General features: G+C 35.2%; 21 protein-coding genes. All 21 read right to left on the bottom strand.

Annotated features, from left to right (window positions below):
• Nucleotides 1-5: 5 nt before the first annotated feature.
• The 21 genes from AC3WVZ_RS28150 to nuoN all read right to left on the bottom strand — a co-directional run bounded on the left by AC3WVZ_RS28150 (nt 6) and on the right by nuoN (nt 19,387).
• Nucleotides 6-839 carry a glycosyltransferase family 2 protein gene (locus tag AC3WVZ_RS28150; RefSeq protein WP_233935725.1) on the bottom strand — a complete coding sequence of 278 codons (834 nt, stop codon included), beginning with the start codon at nt 837-839 and terminating at the stop codon, nt 6-8.
• Between the two features lie 44 nt (nt 840-883).
• Nucleotides 884-1,855 carry a glycosyltransferase family 2 protein gene (locus AC3WVZ_RS28145; protein ID WP_205172907.1) on the bottom strand — a complete coding sequence of 324 codons (972 nt, stop codon included), beginning with the start codon at nt 1,853-1,855 and terminating at the stop codon, nt 884-886.
• Between the two features lie 56 nt (nt 1,856-1,911).
• The gene (locus AC3WVZ_RS28140; RefSeq protein WP_098955260.1) at nt 1,912-2,592 is read right to left on the bottom strand and encodes a sugar transferase; all 681 of its coding nucleotides are present in this window, start codon (nt 2,590-2,592) and stop codon (nt 1,912-1,914) included.
• A 17-nt stretch (nt 2,593-2,609) separates the two neighbouring features.
• Nucleotides 2,610-3,491: a UTP--glucose-1-phosphate uridylyltransferase GalU gene (gene galU / locus AC3WVZ_RS28135; protein ID WP_205172910.1), complete on the bottom strand. Its 882-nt coding sequence runs from the start codon at nt 3,489-3,491 to the stop codon at nt 2,610-2,612.
• 241 nt (nt 3,492-3,732) lie between these two features.
• Nucleotides 3,733-4,500, bottom strand: coding sequence for a tyrosine-protein phosphatase (locus AC3WVZ_RS28130; protein ID WP_233935724.1), 768 nt, complete (start codon nt 4,498-4,500; stop codon nt 3,733-3,735).
• A gap of 107 nt (nt 4,501-4,607) precedes the next feature.
• Nucleotides 4,608-5,309, bottom strand: coding sequence for a CpsD/CapB family tyrosine-protein kinase (locus AC3WVZ_RS28125; protein ID WP_205172915.1), 702 nt, complete (start codon nt 5,307-5,309; stop codon nt 4,608-4,610).
• Complete coding sequence (locus AC3WVZ_RS28120; protein ID WP_098955269.1) at nt 5,299-6,042, bottom strand: YveK family protein; 744 nt, start codon at nt 6,040-6,042, stop codon at nt 5,299-5,301. The genes AC3WVZ_RS28125 and AC3WVZ_RS28120 overlap by 11 nt, the downstream gene beginning before the upstream one ends.
• 258 nt (nt 6,043-6,300) lie before the next feature.
• Nucleotides 6,301-6,978 (bottom strand): CpsD/CapB family tyrosine-protein kinase, encoded by a 678-nt coding sequence (locus AC3WVZ_RS28115; RefSeq protein ID WP_233935723.1) that lies wholly within the window; start codon nt 6,976-6,978, stop codon nt 6,301-6,303.
• 344 nt (nt 6,979-7,322) lie between these two features.
• A complete protein-coding gene (gene fabZ / locus AC3WVZ_RS28110; RefSeq protein WP_000931959.1) occupies nt 7,323-7,757 on the bottom strand; it encodes a 3-hydroxyacyl-ACP dehydratase FabZ in 435 nt (144 codons plus the stop codon).
• 428 nt (nt 7,758-8,185) lie between these two features.
• Complete coding sequence (locus tag AC3WVZ_RS28105; RefSeq protein ID WP_000457978.1) at nt 8,186-9,187, bottom strand: rod shape-determining protein; 1,002 nt, start codon at nt 9,185-9,187, stop codon at nt 8,186-8,188.
• A 160-nt stretch (nt 9,188-9,347) separates the two neighbouring features.
• Complete coding sequence (gene spoIIID, locus AC3WVZ_RS28100; protein ID WP_000544012.1) at nt 9,348-9,620, bottom strand: sporulation transcriptional regulator SpoIIID; 273 nt, start codon at nt 9,618-9,620, stop codon at nt 9,348-9,350.
• Between the two features lie 308 nt (nt 9,621-9,928).
• On the bottom strand, nt 9,929-10,063 hold the full coding sequence (locus AC3WVZ_RS28095) for a hypothetical protein (RefSeq protein WP_000008901.1): 135 nt from the start codon (nt 10,061-10,063) through the stop codon (nt 9,929-9,931).
• A gap of 141 nt (nt 10,064-10,204) precedes the next feature.
• Nucleotides 10,205-11,110, bottom strand: a complete 906-nt coding sequence (gene spoIIQ, locus AC3WVZ_RS28090; RefSeq protein WP_001214926.1) for a stage II sporulation protein SpoIIQ — start codon at nt 11,108-11,110, stop codon at nt 10,205-10,207.
• A gap of 162 nt (nt 11,111-11,272) precedes the next feature.
• Complete coding sequence (locus AC3WVZ_RS28085; RefSeq protein WP_016125742.1) at nt 11,273-11,977, bottom strand: ABC transporter permease; 705 nt, start codon at nt 11,975-11,977, stop codon at nt 11,273-11,275.
• Nucleotides 11,977-12,819 (bottom strand): ABC transporter ATP-binding protein, encoded by an 843-nt coding sequence (locus AC3WVZ_RS28080; protein ID WP_000170866.1) that lies wholly within the window; start codon nt 12,817-12,819, stop codon nt 11,977-11,979. The genes AC3WVZ_RS28085 and AC3WVZ_RS28080 overlap by 1 nt, the downstream gene beginning before the upstream one ends.
• A 180-nt stretch (nt 12,820-12,999) precedes the next feature.
• The gene (locus AC3WVZ_RS28075; RefSeq protein WP_233935722.1) at nt 13,000-14,007 is read right to left on the bottom strand and encodes a LytTR family transcriptional regulator DNA-binding domain-containing protein; all 1,008 of its coding nucleotides are present in this window, start codon (nt 14,005-14,007) and stop codon (nt 13,000-13,002) included.
• Between the two features lie 100 nt (nt 14,008-14,107).
• On the bottom strand, nt 14,108-15,127 hold the full coding sequence (spoIID, locus tag AC3WVZ_RS28070; protein ID WP_086401092.1) for a stage II sporulation protein D: 1,020 nt from the start codon (nt 15,125-15,127) through the stop codon (nt 14,108-14,110).
• Between the two features lie 206 nt (nt 15,128-15,333).
• The gene (murA, locus tag AC3WVZ_RS28065) at nt 15,334-16,638 is read right to left on the bottom strand and encodes a UDP-N-acetylglucosamine 1-carboxyvinyltransferase (RefSeq protein ID WP_000411274.1); all 1,305 of its coding nucleotides are present in this window, start codon (nt 16,636-16,638) and stop codon (nt 15,334-15,336) included.
• Between the two features lie 39 nt (nt 16,639-16,677).
• Complete coding sequence (locus AC3WVZ_RS28060) at nt 16,678-17,382, bottom strand: YwmB family TATA-box binding protein (protein ID WP_025688661.1); 705 nt, start codon at nt 17,380-17,382, stop codon at nt 16,678-16,680.
• Nucleotides 17,383-17,433: 51 nt separating this feature from the next.
• A complete protein-coding gene (locus tag AC3WVZ_RS28055; RefSeq protein ID WP_000057889.1) occupies nt 17,434-17,670 on the bottom strand; it encodes a DUF1146 family protein in 237 nt (78 codons plus the stop codon).
• A gap of 202 nt (nt 17,671-17,872) precedes the next feature.
• A complete protein-coding gene (gene nuoN, locus AC3WVZ_RS28050; RefSeq protein WP_345743023.1) occupies nt 17,873-19,387 on the bottom strand; it encodes an NADH-quinone oxidoreductase subunit NuoN in 1,515 nt (504 codons plus the stop codon).
• Between the last annotated feature and the right edge of the window lie 4 nt (nt 19,388-19,391).

Here is a 19,391-nt window from a genome sequence, read left to right as displayed (position 1 = left end):
ATATATCAACCTTTCAAGTACCCTATAAATCTCCCTTTAAATAAATAATAGTAATATTTCATTTTAGGGATTTCAAAGCAATATATGAGTATACCTAATAACGGTTTAACTAGGGATGATGCCTTTTTAAATGGAGAATATTCATGTTTTTTTAAGACTTTTAGGTATCCGGCCCCATAAGAATATGCCCTTCTATACGACTTTTCATTATACTCTATTAATGGATTTTCATGGAATACGTTAATTTTAGGGGTATAGTATCCATTGAAACCTTCCTTTAAAGCATTTAGTATAAAATCTGTTTCTTCACCAGATCCAAAAATTGTCCCTGCTCCCGCTCCTAACTCTTCATCAAATCCTCTTATTTTAAATATTATTTCCTTTCGTACAAATAATGTAACTGAAACTCCACATGTCCATACGTTTTTCTTATCTATCTCACAAGGTTCCTCACTAAATTTACTAACAGACATATTGCCAGTAGCATCTTTACACATCCCTGTTACTAATTGGTATCTCACATTATTCTCAAAAAAGGAAACTATATTTTGTAACGTTGTCTCATCATACCAACAATCATCATCAGGAAACCCAATAATATCTCCTTCTACAACCTTTAATCCTATATTTCTTGCTTTAGATAGTCCTGGGCTTGATTTTATATATTTAATAGTAAAAAAATTTTGATATTCATTGACCAATTCTTTTAACTTTTCATGTTTATTTTGATCAACAACTATTAATTCAAAGTTTTTATACGTTTGTTTATTTAAAGACTCCATTAAAAACTTTATATCTTCAAACCTTCCAATAGTTGCCATTATTAAAGATAGTTTCATAAATATATATCTCCTTAAAACATTAGCATTTAACAATAAGAAAATTATGTTCTTTTAAACATACACTTTAATATAATTCTCATACTCCATTCTCTTACCACGTTGTCTTTCAAATTCAAATGCTTGAAAGATATCAAATTCTTAATTGTCCATCCCCCATGCCCTGTTCCTCTTCTACAAATATCTAGCCAGATAAATTGAATGATCTGACACATATCTTGATTATTTTTATCTATTGCTTCATAAATCTGTTCTAATTCCCTTTTTGCTATTAAAATTTCATCTTTATTTAATTTTAGCTTATTATAGGCTTTCCTATTAAAATCAATACCTATTTCTAATAAAGCCTGGAACGATAATTCTGCTACTCTGTTTTCTTGTTCCTCAGCATGAATTCGACTGATTCCTGTTGGTGACAAACGATAATGAAGAAGAGCCTTTTTCAAGTTCACTAACTTATATTTCCTACTGATTTTTTGAAATAGTTCATAATCCTCTACATGTAAAGAATTTTTATTATATAAATAACCTTCCTCCCTTAAAATACTAGTCCTGAACATAACAGAAGGATGTATCATACAGTTTTTCACAAAAAGAAAATTTTTGATAGCATTAGTTTCAGTTAATAAAAAAGGTTTGGATATTTTTTTCCCAATTATATCCATACCAGTTCCGCAAATAGCAATTTCCGGATCACTATTCATTACCTCAAGCTGAAGCTCTAGCCTTCTTGGATGAGAAATATCATCACTATCCATTCTTGCAATATATTTCCCACTCGCTAATTTTAGGCCTTTATTTAAAGTATCAATTAGCTTAAGGTTCTTCTCATTATTAATTAAATTAATCCTTGTATCTTTATAAGAATTAATTATTTCTACGGACTTATCTGTAGATCCATCATTTATAATCAATAATTCAAAGTCTTTAAACGTTTGATTCAATATACTATCAATGGCATCTTTTAAATATTTTTCCGCATTATATACTGGCATTAAAACAGTGATTTCAGGCATATTTTCCTCCATTATTAAATCATCTATTATAATAAACTTCAAAGACTTGAAGTTATTTAAAATGCATCTTTTGATCCTAAAAGGACAAAAAATGTTTTAAAAATAATTTTCAAATCAAAGAAGATACTTCTTTTTTGAATATAGATCAAATCTAATTCCACCATCTCTTTGAATCCAATACTACTTCTCCCACTCACTTGCCATAATCCTGTACATCCCGGCGTAATAAGTAGCCTCTGCTTGTCGTATGGAGTATATTCTTTTACCTCTCTTAGTAATGGTGGTCTCGGCCCAACTAGGCTCATATTTCCTTTTAGCACATTTAATAGTTGCGGTAATTCATCAATACTCGTCTTACGAATAAATTTTCCAATTTTCGTTACACGTGGGTCCTCCTTCATTTTAAACATTGCCCCCGACACTTCATTATGTTGCAATAAATCTTTTAAACGTTCCTCAGCATCTGTTACCATTGAACGGAATTTATACATCTCAAATTCCTTTCCATTTTTCCCAACACGAATTTGTTTAAAAAGAATAGGACCTTTTGGATCTTCTAGCTTAATTAATATAGTAACAATAATAAAAACAGGTGCCAGCAAAATAATACCGCATAACGAACCAAGTACATCCATTAAACGCTTCATAAATAAATACAATCCATCTTGATTTACCTCTTCAGTAGCAAGTAATCCTTTTTTCTTTACAGTTTCACTGGATACTTTTGTTAAGCCCAATACACTTCCACCTCACTTCATACATGTACATTTTCTTTTTCTAAAAGTTCATTCATATATTCTATCAATTCTGTTTTCAGCTCCTCATTTTGAAGCGCCATTTCAATTGTCGTCTTAATAAACCCAAACTTCTCTCCAACATCATAACGAGTTCCTTCAAAATCATAAGCAAACACACGCTGAATTTCATTTAATCGTTGAATTGCATCTGTTAATTGAATTTCTCCACCTGCACCTGTCTGCTGATTCTCTAGAAACATAAAGATTTCTGGCGTTAATACGTAACGACCCATAATTGCCAAATTAGATGGCGCTGTTCCTTGGGCTGGCTTTTCTACAAATTTACGCACCTGATAACGACGTTCATTTTGTTCAACTGGATCGATAATACCGTAACGATGTGTTTCGTTTTCTGCCACTGTTTGTACACCAATAACAGATGACTGTGTACCTTCATATTGATCCATCAATTGACGTAAACATGGTGTTTCTGCCTGTACAATATCATCACCAAGTAATACCGCAAATGGTTCATTCCCAATAAATTTACGAGCGCACCATACCGCATGCCCTAAACCTTTTGGCTCTTTTTGTCTTATGTAATGAATATTTATTTTTGAGGAGGCTTGTACTTTTTCAAGCATTTCATACTTTCCTTTTTCTAAAAGGCTTTGTTCTAATTCAAAAGAGTGATCGAAATGATCTTCAATAGCACGTTTTCCTTTTCCAGTAACAATAATAATGTCTTCAATTCCTGATTCAATTGCTTCTTCTATTATGTATTGAATTGTCGGTTTATCGACGATAGGTAACATTTCTTTTGGCATCGCCTTCGTTGCTGGTAAAAATCTTGTCCCAAGACCAGCAGCTGGGATAATTGCTTTTCTTACTTTTTTCAATTATACTCTCCCTATAAATCTATTTATTTGTATGTAACAATAACAAAAACCCTACCTATAGAGTCATTTTTATAACTCCATAGGTAGAGTTTCTATTACAAATAAATTATGGGCATCTAACCCATCCTCACGTCATACTCCCGACGACAAGCGTCTAAGGTAGGCATGAAATAAGGTTTCTACCCACAGCACGACCGAGTGCCCCCGTTGATAACGGTTAGGAGACATCACCAATTCTTATTTAAAAAATACCGAACAATTTTTTACGACGAATTTGTTCTGGATCTTCTTTGTAAATTGCCTTCCCGCTAATTAATAAGTACGGATTTTCTTTCAAATCACTCATAACATTCATGCCAAATTCTTTCTCAATTAATTCATAGCTTTCCGCTAAATAAAATCCCCTTGACGTTGTGTTATGTGCATCTGAAGCGACCATATGTGTTAAATTATGTTCTACAAGTTGAAGTGAAAATTTTTTAATTTTTTTGCCAAACTTCCCTAATAAACTACCCGCCGTTACTTGCGTTAATGCCCCTTTATTTACAATGTTATATAACTTATCTGGCCGCTCGATTAACTCGGCATTACGTTCCGGATGAACAATAATTGGAATCATTCCCTTAACGCGCAGTTCATATAATATTTGTTCAGCATAACGCGGTACGTGATTAGATGGGAATTCAATGAATATGTATTTATTTGTTTCATTTAAGGTAACAATTTTACGAGCTTCATAGTCTCCTAATAAATCACCATATAACCTGATCTCTTGCCCCGGTAAGATGGTAAGTGGAATATTATGTTGTTGTAGTTCATCATTTAGTTGTTTTACGTGATGAATAATTGAGGTACGTTCATTTATATATTTTCCATTTTGATGGTGCGGCGTCGCGACAATTGTATGTATTCCTTCTGAAACGGCTTGTTGTGCCATCGCTAAACTATCTGTTACTGTTTGTGCACCGTCATCGATGCCATGTAAAATGTGACAATGTAAATCAATCATTCTTTCAGCCTCCTTCTCTCCTATCAATCTTTTTTCCCTTGAATATGAGACGTCTCATATTCAAGGGAAAAAAGGAGATATGGTTGAAACATATCTCACCCTTTTAATTAGTTTGCGCCATAATAATAATATAAGCCGTTTTCACGTTCACGGTCGTTTAAAACAACACCTAACAATTTACCTTTTGCAGACTCCAATAAACTTTTTGCTTTTACTGCTGTTTCTTTCTCTGTTGATTCACTACGAACAACAAGAATAGAAGCATCACATACATTTGCCATAATTTGTGCGTCGGTTACAGCTAAAATTGGTGGCATATCAAAAATAACTAAGTCGTACATACTGTATGCTTGTCCAAGAAGTTCTTTCATTGATTTCGAACCTAACAATTCGGCTGGGTTTGGCGGGATTGGACCACAAGCTAAAAAGTGTAGATTATCTACAGATGTCGTTTGCACGCACTTCTCTAAACGTTCACTATGTGTTAGTACGTTCGTTAATCCAAAAATGTTATCTACTTGGAACATTTGATGCATTGCTGGTTTACGCATATCTGCATCAATTAATAATACTTTTTTCCCTTGTTGAGCAAACACAACTGCCATATTCGCTGTCGTTGTCGTTTTCCCTTCACTTGGATTTGCAGACGTGACCATTAATGAATGTAAATTCGTATCAACAGCTGCAAATTCAATATTCGTTCGAATATTACGATATTGTTCTGAAATTGGTGATTTCGGTTGTTGATGAGCAATTAATTGACGACGTTGACGATGATTCTTTTTCTTTTTAAATAAATTAAGAGCCAATTGTTTGTCCCCTCACTTTTCTTGATGATGGAGCGTGTGATTTCACGTTCAATGTTTCTTCATCCATACGAGCTACAATACCTAATACTGGTAAACCAAGTAAGTCTTCTACATCTTCTTCTTTTTTCACTGTGTTATCTAAGTATTCTAGTAAGAATGCCAGACCAACTGAAGCCATTAAACCAACAACGAAAGCGATTACCACATTTAACATTGGACGTGGTTTAATTGGAGATTGATTTTCTGCAACTTCTGCTTTAGATAGTACTGTTACGTTATCAACATTCATAATTTTTGCAACTTCATCTTTAAATACATCTGCAGTTGCATTAGCAATATCACGAGCTAGTTTCGGATCTTTATCCTCAGCAGTAACAGAAATAACTTGAGAATCCTTTTCATTCGCAATATTAATCTTCTTTGTTAAAGCTTGTGCTGTCATATTTAAATTTAATTTTTCATTTACTCGATCTAAGATTACTGGACTTTTAATAATAACCTTATATGTATTCGTTAATTGAATATTCGTTTGAACTTCACCAGCTTGGAACATTGCACCTTCTTGCTTCTTCTGGTTAACAAGAATTTGCGTCGAAGATTGATAGATTGGTGTCATGAAGAAAAAGCTAATGATAGCACTTACAATAGCTGCACCAAAGGCGATTACGAGGATCATTGCTAAACGTTTTTTTAAGATATGAAATAACTCTTTTAGACTAATTGTTTCTTCCATAGGTTCCTCCAACTTTCTAAAATTTACACATAGGAAAAATTATAACATATAAATCTTACATTTTTTATTTTTAATAATTCAGTTCTATATTTGTTCACAAGAAACAAGTTTAATCTTACAAAATAATCTTAAATATGACAACACATTCCAATGATTTCCCAAAAACTTTATCATATCATGTTTTTTACACTGTATAACTTGATAAATAATTTTCAGAAAACAAAAAAGCCAACAAAAATTTTGTTGGCTTTTTATATTTTAGTAATAACCATACTGCTCTTTTTCTTCTCTTTTATCGTTTAAAACGACTCCAAGTAGTTTGCCTGATGCTTTATCTAATATTTGTTTCGCTTTTACGATTTTATTTTTTTCCGTCTTTTCACTTCGTACAACGAGTACGATTCCATCGCATTTATTCGCAAGTATTTGTGCATCTGTAACCGCAAGGACAGGTGGTGTGTCAATTAATATAATATCAAACATGTTATATGCTTCTAGCAACGCCTCGTCCATTGCCCGGCTCCCTAATAATTCTGCTGGGTTTGGCGGAATTGGACCTGCTGCCATTAAGTATACGTTCTCTATATCTGTTTTTTGAATGCATTGCATAAGTTTTGCTTGTCCTGATAATAAGTTCGTTAGCCCATTTGAACTATGAATGGCAAATAAGTTTTGTATCGTCGGCTTACGCAAGTCAGCTCCAATTAATAAAACTTTCTTTCCTTGTTGTCCGAAAACAACTGCTAAGTTTGAGATTGTTGTTGTTTTCCCATCACCCGGATCGGCTGAAGTAACAATAATAGAACGAATATGATTATCTACAGATGTAAACTCAATGTTTGTACGAATGTTACGGTATTGTTCTGTAATACGCGATTTAGGCTCTTTATGTGTAATTAATTGTCGTAATGGTTTTCTTTTCTTTCTCCCGAACATATTCATAATCTCCTTTTGTGAAATGCGACATTTCCCTTTTCTCTCTCTTATGCTCGATTTCATACGTCTAATTAATATTCTTGCTGAGTTCCCCACATTTCATCATAATCAATAACATCCTACTTTGTCTTATTTAAGTATCTTAACAATATGACAATGCCCTTATTTCTTTATTACCTTTATCACTTATCCTGTTTTCTAGATAAATAATAAAGTAAGTATATGGTAATTACCATCTATTTACAAGATATTTTCTGATTAGTTTGTATATTATTATTTAATCGTTATATAGCAGAAATTAAAAAATCCCCTTGTCTTTTCACAAGGAGATTTTTTAGTACTATCTATTCTTTTTTATCACCAATCGCAAATGTAATTTCTGCCTCACATGCAACTTCACCATCTACTGTTGCGATTGCTTTTCCTTTTCCAATTGGGCCGCGTACGCGTGTCATTTCTACTTCTAGACGAAGCTGATCACCTGGTCGTACTTGTTTTTTGAAACGGCAATTGTCGATACCTGCAAAGAAAGCAAGTCTTCCGCGATTTTCTTCTTTCTTTAATACTGCAACTGCTCCGACTTGTGCTAATGCTTCTACAATAAGTACACCAGGCATAACTGCATAGTCAGGGAAGTGTCCGTTAAAGAATTCTTCGTTTGCGGATACATTTTTAATCCCAACCGCTCTTTTGCCTTCATCTACTTCTAATATTTTATCAACAAGTAAAAATGGATAGCGGTGAGGAATGATTTCTTTAATTTGTTCTATATTTAGCATGTAACAATCGCCCCTTTTGTAATATTGGTCTTACCACTTGGACATATTGCTATTATCCCATTTTGTTTATTGTTTGTCATTACAAAGTAACATTTTATATTTAGCACGACTTCCTAAAAAAAAATGCACACACTCTATTCCATTAAAATAGTTGCACATTTTTGCAACTGACACGGAGGTGGAAAGGAGTGTATGCCCAAATTAGGGAAAGGCAATATGTATTGAAACATTATTTGCCTTAATGTCGTATTCGACTCATTATATTATAAACGTTTTCAATTAAGGAAATATTAAATTTAACCATATATATGAATATTTTACCTGTTTCCTTCATATTTCTCTATTTTCCTTCCATTTTCGCAAAAAAACAAAATAAAAAAATATAAAAACGAAAAAAGAACTAAGGCATTAGCCTTAGTTCTTTCAAATTATCTCAAAGCACGTTTTGGTAATCTGTCGATATTCTCTAACATAATGCCTGTACCAACCGCAACGCAGTGCATTGGGTTTTCAGCAATTAATACTGGTACTTTTAGTTCTTCTGCTAGAAGCATGTCGATACCGTGTAGTAAAGCTCCACCGCCTGTTAGAATAACACCGCGGTCGATGATATCTGCAGATAATTCTGGTGGTGTGCGCTCTAATACGCCTTTTGCAGCTTGTACAATAACAGCTGCATTTTCTTTTAATGCTTCTGTAATTTCTTCAGAGCATACTGTAATTGTACGTGGTAAGCCTGTTACCATGTCACGTCCGCGAATTTCAAGTTCTTCGCTACGTGCACCTGGGAATACTGTACCAACTTTAATTTTAATATCTTCTGAAGTACGTTCTCCGATTAATAGCTTATACTTACGTTTAATATAGTTTAAGATCTCCATATCAAACTTATCGCCAGCCATTTTGATAGAGGAAGAGGTAACAATATCACCCATAGATAGTACAGCGATATCTGTTGTACCTCCACCAATATCAACAACCATGTTACCGCTTGGTTGGAAGATTTCCATACCAGCACCAACTGCAGCTACTTTTGGTTCTTCTTCTAAAAATACTGTTTTACCACCTGAACGTTCAGCAGCTTCACGAATTGCTTTTTGTTCTACTGATGTAATATTTGTTGGACAACAAATTAAAATACGAGGTTTTGAAAAGAAGCTCTTTACGTCCAATTTGTTAATGAAATACTTTAACATTGCTTCTGTAATTTCGAAGTCTGCGATTACACCATCTTTAAGTGGACGAATTGCTACAATATTACCAGGCGTACGTCCCACCATGCTTCTCGCTTCTTCACCTACTGCTAATACTTTACCACTATTACGATCGATTGCCACAACAGATGGCTCATTTAATACAATACCCTTACCTTTAACATGAATTAATACGTTAGCCGTACCTAGGTCAATTCCGATATCTCGCGCAAACATTCCCGTTTTTTCCTCCTCGATATTCAAAATCAGGTTACACCCGAATTCTTTTCACCTAATTTCTGATTTTATCATAAATTTAACAGAAACGTAATATTCGCAAAAAGAATTCTTCTGAAAAATATTACCGAATGTGAACGGAATGTTTGCTACTGTAACATTATTGACGTACAGGCTTCTCTACATCTTCTTTTCTATACTTTTGCTTTGTTGCTTCTCCACCTCTTAAATGGCGAATAGACTTATGATAATCAAGAATTTCTTTCACTTCATTTGCGAGCTCTGGATTAATTTCTGGTAGACGTTCTGTTAAATCTTTATGGACTGTACTCTTTGATACCCCAAATTCCTTTGCAATGACACGCACTGTCTTTCTTGTCTCCACGATATACTTACCAATCTTGATAGTTCTCTCTTTGATGTAATCGTGCACACCACTCGCCTCCCTAATTTGGATGTGAGAAGGGTGAAATGAGCCTCGCTGCATACGACTAAGAAGTAAGTGTGAGTGCTGTTTGTAAGCGTTAAACATTCTTGGATTTATAATGAAATGATTCACGATTTCTCACCTCAAACACTCTCTTTGCTTTGGTTTATACCATTGTATTGCCCGCACTACTGATATATGCTACATGTTCACTATTTTTGCGGACTAAGTTAAGAAAAATTACGTTTTTTTGTGAGAAATACGTTAACAGTGACTATTTTGACGAAAAAAAATGACACCTTATATATAAGGCGTCATTCTTCTCTTTCAAACTCTTCTTCTAATAATTGATGGTGGGGAACCTCTTTCTTACCGGCAATATAATAATATAAGGTGAATAAAACAAACAATAAAATAATAGCAGTCGACAGAACAAATAAAAATGACACAGTATCCCCTCCCTTTTGTAATATATATTCGAGAATCTCGTCATTTTTCCTTGTTTTTGCAACTTTTTTCTCGAAATTGAGTATTTTTATATAAAAATAAAAAAATCAGCTCCCCTAGTGGGAACTGATTTTTTCACTTTCTTATTCTTGTGAAGAAGAATCGTTAGATGATTCTGTAGAACCATTTGTTGATTTTTCTTCTTTCTTCGGTTCTTCTTTTTTGTCACTAGTTGAACCGCTTGTTGATTTCTCTTCTTTTTGAGACTTGTCTTCTGTTTTACTTTCTGGTTTCGTGCTCGTTGACTTCTCTTCTTTTTGAGATTTGTCATCAGCTTTTTTACCAGAAGCATTCGTAGCCTTTGCAGCACCTGCATCAGCTTTAATTTCTGTTACTGATTTATTTAAGTAACGTTCAGGGTTCACAGCCACATTGTCTTTACGTACTTCAAAGTGAACGTGAGAGCCTGCCTCTTTATTCATTGCACTTAGACCGGATGTTCCTAATACTTCACCTTGTGCAACTCTTGCACCTTTTTCTACTTTCACACTGCCTAAGCTTTGATAAGATACCGCTACACCATTTCCACTATCAACTGTTACAACATAACCAAGAAGTGAATCTTTTTCAGCTTTCGTTACTGTACCACTTAAAGCAGCAGCAACATTGAATTCTTTTCCATTCTTCGCAGCAATATCAATTCCTTTGTTCGGGGAATATGTGTTGTTATAAAAGACAAGTGCTTTTTCTTGTTCCGCCTCAGTTGCTGCATCTTCATAGAATTTCTTTTGTACGACTACTTCCGCATTCGCGGCAGCTGGCATTTTCACTACTTCTGAAGATTTCGTTACTGGTACTGCTGGATCTTCCGATTGTGTATACGGTGTTGCTTGATCGTGGTTTGGAGTCTTCTTCGGATTAGCTCCTTGGAACCATAGCGCAACCATTAAGATTACCGCTGCACAAGCAATGTATAGTGCCGGAAACACCCATCTTTTTTGAAATAAATGTACTACCTTTTGCGACTTTTTATTATTTCTTCCTCGCATTCCATCATCACCTCAGCAATCATTTTGAACAATATTCACGTATCCTATACAACGTATAACTAATTACTTTTCGACAAAATCTGTAAAAATATGTATAAGAACTGTAAAATTTCCGAGGAAATGATAGAAAAAAGAAAAAACTGAGCACTTTTAGCTCAGTTTTTAGTCTAATTGTTTCTTTTTATATACGATTAAACATACAACGAGCGATATAATAAGCCAAACTGCAACGTTTAATACATGCCCACTAATACTACTAAATCCCGACCCACCTACTAAGCTTTTAAGTGCTTTCACAATATGAGATGTTGGAAGATATCCAATCATCGTCTTAATTACTTTATTTTCAACCATTGGCTCAAACTGTACAGCCAAATACATCGTCATTAATATCGGCATTCCAATTATTGATGTTTGTGGTACAGAAGATGCAAGTAATCCGATCATTGTTCCAAGTACGATAAACAAAATAGTTCCGCATAAGAATATCAATCCTACCAATGGAAGGTTAATATTTAACTGATCTAAAATAAATAAATTTGCAATACAAATGACCATCGTCAGACCCGATGTTAATAAACTCTTTCCAAGTAGAACTTCAACCGAAGATGCCGGTGATAGCATTAATACACGCAATGTATGTTTTTCTTTTTCTTCTGCAATTACCATAGATTGAACAAAGCCTGCGACAAATAGGAAGGCCGTTATAGTAGTAATACCTAACATTTCCTTTCCCACTCCAAATCTGCTAAACAAAAATGAAAGTATAATTGGTAAAAATGCCATTAACAACACTTGTGAATTTGTCTTAAAATCTTGTATTTCTTTTCTAAAAATAGCTGATACACGTCTCATTGAAAATGTCATTATAATCCCCTCCCAGTAACTTCAATAAAGATATCGCCTAGCGTTGGTTCGTGTGAATGAATAGATAACAGTTCGCCCTTTTTCATCCATTCTGAAATACGATTTGCGCCTAATTCATCTTTTTGCACTACTTCTTTTCGTTTACCTTTTAATACGACCTCTATTTGATCCTTAGCGTATTGTAAGCGCAGGTTCTCTGGCGTATCGAGTGCTACAATTTCTCCGCCACAAAGGAAGGCAATACGGTTACAAAGCGTTTCTGCTTCATCCATGTTGTGAGTCGTTAAGAAAATTGTCGTTCCTTCTTCATTTAAGTCTTTTAAGATTTTATGAATGTTTTGTACGTTTACTGGATCGAGTGCAGATGTTGGTTCGTCTAAGAAGAGGATATCTGGTTTATGAAGGATTGCTCTCGCTAGTGTGACGCGTTGCTTCATTCCCTTTGATAATTTCTTTACTGGTGTTTTTTTATCATCTAATAAATTTACTTGTGTTAGTACTTCATCGATTCGTTCTTTTTTGCAATCGTATAAGTCACAAAATAATAGTAAGTTATCATAAATGCTAAGTCTTTCATATAAGCCGCTGTTATCTGTTAAAATACCAATTCGTTTGTAATCGATGCTACTTGGTCCTGTAATATCTTTCCCTAATACTCTTACCGTTCCAACACTATGAAGCAATTGAGAAGTTAAAATTTTTACTGTTGTCGTCTTACCAGATCCACTCGGTCCGAGGAATCCGAATATCTCTCCTTGCTTCACCTCAATATTTACATTTCGAAGTGCCGTTTTTCCACTGAAACTTTTCATTACATCTTTCATTTCAATTGCCAATGTCATTTCTTCATCCCCTTTGTTTTTCTTCTTTATAGATGAAAGTCGCTTTAGCGCTTTTCGTTCGTTTGTTTCGCTTTTCTTGACTCAATCATATGAAAAACAAAGGGATTACGCAGTAAAATACCGGTAAAAGGAGTATTTTTACCGGTGAATGAATCGCATGTTGAGCTTATTGGAGCACTTTTATAGTCCAATAACACCTTTTAATTCATCCATGCGTCCTTTTGAAAGCGGAATTGAACTTTTTCTTTCGTCATCCAAAATTAAACTAAAACTGTTACGAGTCCAAGTAATCACTTCTCGTACTCTTTGTAAATTCACAAGATACGAGCGGTGACATCTAAAGAAACCAAAACCTGTTAATCTTGCTTCTAGTTCACTTAATGTTAATGCACATACGAAATCACCTTCACGAACGTGAATATGCGTTACTCCGTTTTGCGTTTCAATGAAATGGATTTCCATCGGATCAAGTAAAATGATTTTATCGTTCACTTTCGCAGGTATTCTTTCTAACTTCATTTGCGGAATTATTTGAACGACCTTCTCTTCATCGACTTTTTCTGCTTCCTCTTGTTCAATTTCTACTTTTTTCACACCATCATTGTTTAGTATGTATACATCTTCCGTTAACGAAAGGGCATCCGATAGAAAAGATGACGTAATAAAAATCGCCTTTCCTTGCTCTTTCATTTTCATAATTGCTTTTCGAATAATAACCGTACTCTCTATATCTACATTTTGCTCCGGTTCTTCCAAAATGATTAAATCCGGATTATGAATCATCACTCGTCCGATATGAAGACGGCGTTTCTCGGAAAATGATAATTTTTCTATTTTAACGTTTAGTTTATCTAGGAGACCAACAGACTGCACAACTTCTTCTATACTTATCTTTGATTCATAAAGCCCTATTAAAAACTTAAAGTATTCTTTCACCTTCAAACGATCATATGCCTCATCCTTCAAAAAACAAAAGCCGATGCGGGAATAATTTTTCTTTCCAATTGCTTCTCCTTCAAACAGTACATTGCCAGTCGAAGCTTCTTCTTCACCAATAATGATGCGGTGTAACACTTTAGCTGTATGATTATTGCATTGCAAAACAATACATTGTCCCTTCTCCACCTCTAGCTCAATTGCCGGTAACTGGTTCGCCTTCCCTAATTGTTTCAACTCTAGTAACGCCATTTCATTTCCCCCAAATGCCTTTTTATCCTATTATATCAAACAGTTAATGGAAAATTATGATATTTTAAACAGAAAAAAATAGGTGCCAGAGTTCTGACACCTATTTCTTCACCATCAACTTTCCTTCATAATCATTCATCGTCTTTATTTCAACGCCTTTATAGTAATGAGCAACGATATCTGTATATTTCTTTCCTTCCGCTGCCATGCCGTTCGCCCCGTATTGACTCATACCAACGCCGTGACCGAAACCTTTCGTCGTAACGATGATTTTATCTCCTTGTTGTTTCCACGTAAAATCAGAAGAACGTAAATCTAACTTTTCACGAACTTCTTTTCCAGTTAATGTTTTTCCTTGAAAAGCTACATCCTTTACGCGCTTTCCTTCCGTAAGGTCTTTAATATTGCCAACCTTTCCGTCTGCTAGCACTTTCACACCGAGACGTTTTTGAAAATCAGCTACTGTAAATGTTTGCTCGCTCGTAAACTTTGGAGAGGCTTGATCCCACGGACTATCTACACTTTTCAAGTACGGATAATCATTTCCCCAATAGTCAGCTGCATTTTCTGTTCGACCATTACTCGTTGAAAAGAAGGATGCTGAAATTGGTTTTCCATCATACGTTAAAACTTGTCCTGCTGTTTTCGAAACGGCTTCTTCGATTTTCTTCAAATTATTTTCGTAGTTATTACCCCATTGCTTCTTCAATTCATCTTTGCTTTTGTACACTTGATCTTTCACCGTATCTGTCACGTCCGCATTATTTTTCTTTCCTCCGCTTAGCATACGTTGTACTACAAATGTTCTCGCTGCTAATGCCTGCGCCTTTAGTGCCTCTATTTCAAAACTGGCATTCATCTCAGAAGCTACTACACCTGTCACATACTCCTCCACTGGTAATGTTTCTACCTTCTTCTGTTTTTCGCGATATACAGCAACTTGAACAGCTGTATCTACTTTTCCTGGAGCTGGTATGCTTTCTATCGCTGGAGGAGTGTTAGAGGCCGTTTCTTCCCCTACTTTTGCTTTCGCAAATGGAATAACAAGGGCTGCAGGTACAATGATAACGAGCGCTATTAAGAGCGCTACTGTAATAAAAAGTGGCTTTGAAAATTTCATCCTATTTTCCTCCAATATAAAAGCTTTACTCCATTCATTCTTATGGAACAACTCTTTCTTTTAGAACATACTTAAGGGGAAGAGTATAAAACAGAAATTTTCTAAATATTTTTACTGGTACGTGCATAAGTATAGAATTTATTGACTATAACAGTAATAACCAAAAAAAATAGCCCCTATGTCAAAAGACATAGAGACTATTTTAATTAAGCGTGAAGATCAGAAACTTCTTGTTCTTTCACTTCTTCTACTTTTTCGTTTACACGTTCAATAGTTGCACCTAATGCAGCTAATTTCTTATGGAAGTTTACATAGCCACGGTCAAGATGTTTTAACTCAGTTACACGAGTATAACCTTCTGATACTAAACCAGCTAAGATTAATGCAGCTGCAGCACGTAAGTCAGTTGCTGCTACTTCAGCACCTTGTAAGCTGTTTGGACCGTTCATAATAACAGAACGACCTTCAATTTTAATATCAGCATTCATACGACGGAATTCTTCAACGTGCATAAAGCGGTTTTCGAATACCGTTTCTGTAATCATGCTTGTTCCATCAGCTTGTAGTAATAATGCCATCATTTGTGATTGCATGTCTGTTGGGAAACCTGGGTGAGGCATAGTTTTAATATCAACCGCTTTTAACTTATCTGGGCCGATAACACGTACACCTTCGTTTTCCTCAATAATTTTAACACCCATTTCTTCCATTTTCGCTGTAATTGAGCGTAAATGTTCAGGTACAGCATTTTCAATTAAGATGTCTCCACCAGTAATTGCTGCTGCAACCATGAATGTTCCCGCTTCAATACGGTCAGGAATAATAGAGTGGTTTGCACCATATAATTTATCAACGCCTTCAATACGAATCGTTCCAGTTCCAGCTCCGCGTACTTTCGCTCCCATCGCATTTAAGAAGTTAGCTAAGTCAACGATTTCTGGTTCTTTCGCTGCGTTTTCAAGAATTGTTGTCCCTTTTGCTAATGTAGCTGCAGACATAATGTTTTCTGTCGCGCCTACGCTTGGGAAGTCTAAGTAGATTTTAGCTCCTTTTAGTTCTCCCTCAACATATGCCTCAACAAAACCGTTACCAACCTGTACTTTTGCTCCCATTGCTTCGAAGCCTTTTAAATGTTGGTCAATTGGACGTGAACCAATTGCACATCCACCAGGAAGTGCAATACGAGCACGACCGTTACGTGCTAATAATGGTCCCATTACTTGAACAGATGCACGCATTTTACGTACATATTCAAATGGTGCTTCAATGTTTAGTTCTTTAGAAGAATCGATTGTTACTTGATTATTTTCAAATACGACTTCAGCATTTAAATGACGTAATACCTCATTAATTGTGTATACATCAGACAAAACTGGTACTTCAGATAGTACATTCTTTCCATCACTCGCTAATAGGGCTGCAGCGATTATAGGTAATACAGCATTTTTTGCGCCCTCAACACGCACTGTGCCGTTTAACCGCTTTCCGCCACGGACGATGATCTTTTCCAAATTATTCCCCTCCGTGTCCTTTTTTCAGTATCTATTCACTCAATACTCAGAAGTTATGATCGGTGTGCCAACCACAATTGTATCTTTGTTGTCTGTAGAACGTATTGCTATTTGCACATTTATTTTCTCTCTATTTGTTGAAAGAGCGTCATCCCACTTTTTATTGTATGCGGAGACTGACACAAATGCTCTTTCTTCTACTTGTTCGATCGCTCTTGCTGAAAGATCTTTCAAAACCTGATTGGTTTTATTTTGCAAAACACCTTCAATCTTATCATTCAGTACACCTTGAACACAAGTGTAAATTATAGGTTTTTCACTAAAAATTTTATTCATGTTTTGAACATACTTCGGGTCCCATTTCGCCCCACTTACTTCAAAGATAATGAAAGTGTTTTCTTTAGTATTTTCTTTACTCCAAGTTACTACTACTCGTTCTTCATAAGAAGAAAGCTTTTTATAGGATGTAGCTTTATATCCATCTGGAGATTGCTCTACTTCCCACTTTTGAATATTTGCCTTTTCCTTCACATCGTTTAACAACTTTTGAAACGTATGTATGTTAGAAATTGTTTTTGTTTCTCTCGCTAACCATGACCATTTTTCTACTTTAGCATCATTTTTCTCTAAGGCCTTGATCATGCTCTCCATTTTCTTTTCATCGCTTATCGGTTTCATCTCTCTATATCCAACCAAAAATAAAACAACACTAAGTGCAACAATAAGAATGGCTTTAAGCTTCAATTTCATCCCCTCCTATCCCCATTGTTAACGGAGATTTGAGGTTCTATACACTTACTTTACTAAATACGTTAAACTCTTCGAATAGCCTAAATAATCAAGGAAAAAGTTACTTACAGATGTCCCAATTGCAATTGTAATTAAGATGAGTAATACTCGCGTCTGCAGCACTTTTCCGGACTTCATTAAACGCTCAATGTGAATGCCTTGTAAGGCCCACCACGTAATGGTAATAAACAATAAATGCGAAACAATGGCAATCAGTGCTTGTTGCCCTAAAAGTTGTGCCAAAAAATCGACCCCTTTTTACTCAGCTACTACTTATGAAAGAATATAAAAACGATACCATAATAAGTAGGAGCTACACTTTTTCAAATGCACATAGACATCTTACATTTTACATCGTGATTTTCTTTCCAAAAACGTATATCTACATTACAAGTTAACACAAAATAAAAAGCGCAGAGTACTGACTCCACACCTTTTATTTTCACTATTGTACCACGTTCCCTAAGAAGAAGAAATCTTTCATTAATGGAAAATATTCATAAAAGAAATTGTACCCAATCATCGGCATAATCCCTAGTATTACAATCGAAATTGCACAAAGACTCATAACAACCTTTATATTTAACGGTAACCGTATTCTCTCTTCTGTCTCTCCGGTGCGGAAAAACATTTGTTGTAAAATACGGAAATAATATACGAATGAAACAACTGTCGTACCCATCATAATCGAAGCTAGTACGTAATGTGCTGGCTCTACATGAAGTGCGCCTAAAAAGATATTAATCTTTCCAATGAAGCCAGCCGTTCCTGGTATCCCAGCCAACGATAAAATAAAAATTGTCATCATTATCGCTGTAAATGGCGACCTTCTATATAAACCTGTGAAAATTGTTATATTTTCCTCATTATTTTGTAAGATTAAGCCGTGGATAATGGCAAATGCGCCTATATTCATAAGCATGTATGCCAGCATATAAAACCACATGCTATCCATCGTAAATGGTGATAATGCCACAAGTGGAACGAGTAAATACCCTGCATGAGCAATGCCCGAATAAGCAAATAAACGCTTTATATTGTATTGTTTTAACGCTACTACATTCCCAACAATCATCGTAATACTTGCTAGCACCGCAATATATATACTCATATGCCCATATAAAGATTGCATATCTCCTTGTATTAATACACTTGCAAAGATCATAAGGAACAAACGAATAATGAGTAGGAACCCGGCAATTTTAGAAATCGTTCCAAGAAAAGCAGTAACTGGTGTAGCTGCTCCTTCATACACATCAGGTGCCCACATATGAAACGGCACTGTGGCAATTTTAAATGAGAGACCAACTAGCAATAAAAGAAATGCGAGAGCTAACAATAACTGAATACCACTAGCGAGTTCCCCAGTGAGTACCTTTTGCATATCTACAATGTTAGTTGAACCTGTAATACCGTATAAATAACTCATTCCGAAGAGCGTAATCGCCGTTCCAATTCCTCCGCTAATGACGTATTTCATTGCCGCTTCATTTGATGCACGGCTCTTTTTTCGTATTCCTACTAAGATATAGGAAGAAAGTGAAAGTAACTCCAAACCAACGAAAAGGGTAATAAAATCAACACTAGAAGCCATGAACATCGCGCCAAGAAGTGCCATTAAAAATAAGTAATAATATTCACCTTTATCTTCAATTGGATTCTTCTTATCATCGCTCATTGCGGTGCATAAAATGAGAGCTGAGGCACCTAATAGCAACGGTTTAAACCCTTTTGAAAATCCATCTAACACAAACGATCCATTTAAAATATCTCCTGCCGGTTCGCTATATAGAGTAATTAATGACACGATTGCTAATACGATGGCAGCAATCGCACCAAGAGCTACATATCTATGGTTCAGCTTAAAAAACAAATCACATATGGAAAGGAGGATGGTGGCGCCGAGAATAATAAATTCTGGCACCATTAGATGCCACGATAAGCTAAATAACGTATTCATATCC

The sequence above is a fragment of the Bacillus sp. CPT56D-587-MTF genome (genome assembly GCF_058792335.1).
The sequence above is the reverse complement of the archived record's forward strand: the minus strand, read 5'-3'. Positions and strand labels throughout refer to the sequence as shown.

Bases quoted from the DNA above. Each gene is read 5' to 3' on its own strand.
- AC3WVZ_RS28150 (WP_233935725.1), bottom strand. From the start codon at position 839: ATGAAACTATCTTTAATAATGGCAACTATTGGAAGGTTTGAAGATATA.
- AC3WVZ_RS28145 (WP_205172907.1), bottom strand. From the start codon at position 1,855: ATGCCTGAAATCACTGTTTTAATGCCAGTATATAATGCGGAAAAATAT.
- AC3WVZ_RS28130 (WP_233935724.1), bottom strand. From the start codon at position 4,500: ATGATTGATTTACATTGTCACATTTTACATGGCATCGATGACGGTGCA.
- AC3WVZ_RS28120 (WP_098955269.1), bottom strand. From the start codon at position 6,042: ATGGAAGAAACAATTAGTCTAAAAGAGTTATTTCATATCTTAAAAAAA.
- AC3WVZ_RS28115 (WP_233935723.1), bottom strand. From the start codon at position 6,978: ATGTTCGGGAGAAAGAAAAGAAAACCATTACGACAATTAATTACACAT.
- fabZ (WP_000931959.1), bottom strand. From the start codon at position 7,757: ATGCTAAATATAGAACAAATTAAAGAAATCATTCCTCACCGCTATCCA.
- AC3WVZ_RS28105 (WP_000457978.1), bottom strand. From the start codon at position 9,187: ATGTTTGCGCGAGATATCGGAATTGACCTAGGTACGGCTAACGTATTA.
- spoIIQ (WP_001214926.1), bottom strand. From the start codon at position 11,110: ATGCGAGGAAGAAATAATAAAAAGTCGCAAAAGGTAGTACATTTATTT.
- AC3WVZ_RS28085 (WP_016125742.1), bottom strand. From the start codon at position 11,977: ATGACATTTTCAATGAGACGTGTATCAGCTATTTTTAGAAAAGAAATA.
- AC3WVZ_RS28080 (WP_000170866.1), bottom strand. From the start codon at position 12,819: ATGACATTGGCAATTGAAATGAAAGATGTAATGAAAAGTTTCAGTGGA.
- AC3WVZ_RS28075 (WP_233935722.1), bottom strand. From the start codon at position 14,007: ATGGCGTTACTAGAGTTGAAACAATTAGGGAAGGCGAACCAGTTACCG.
- spoIID (WP_086401092.1), bottom strand. From the start codon at position 15,127: ATGAAATTTTCAAAGCCACTTTTTATTACAGTAGCGCTCTTAATAGCG.
- nuoN (WP_345743023.1), bottom strand. From the start codon at position 19,387: ATGAATACGTTATTTAGCTTATCGTGGCATCTAATGGTGCCAGAATTT.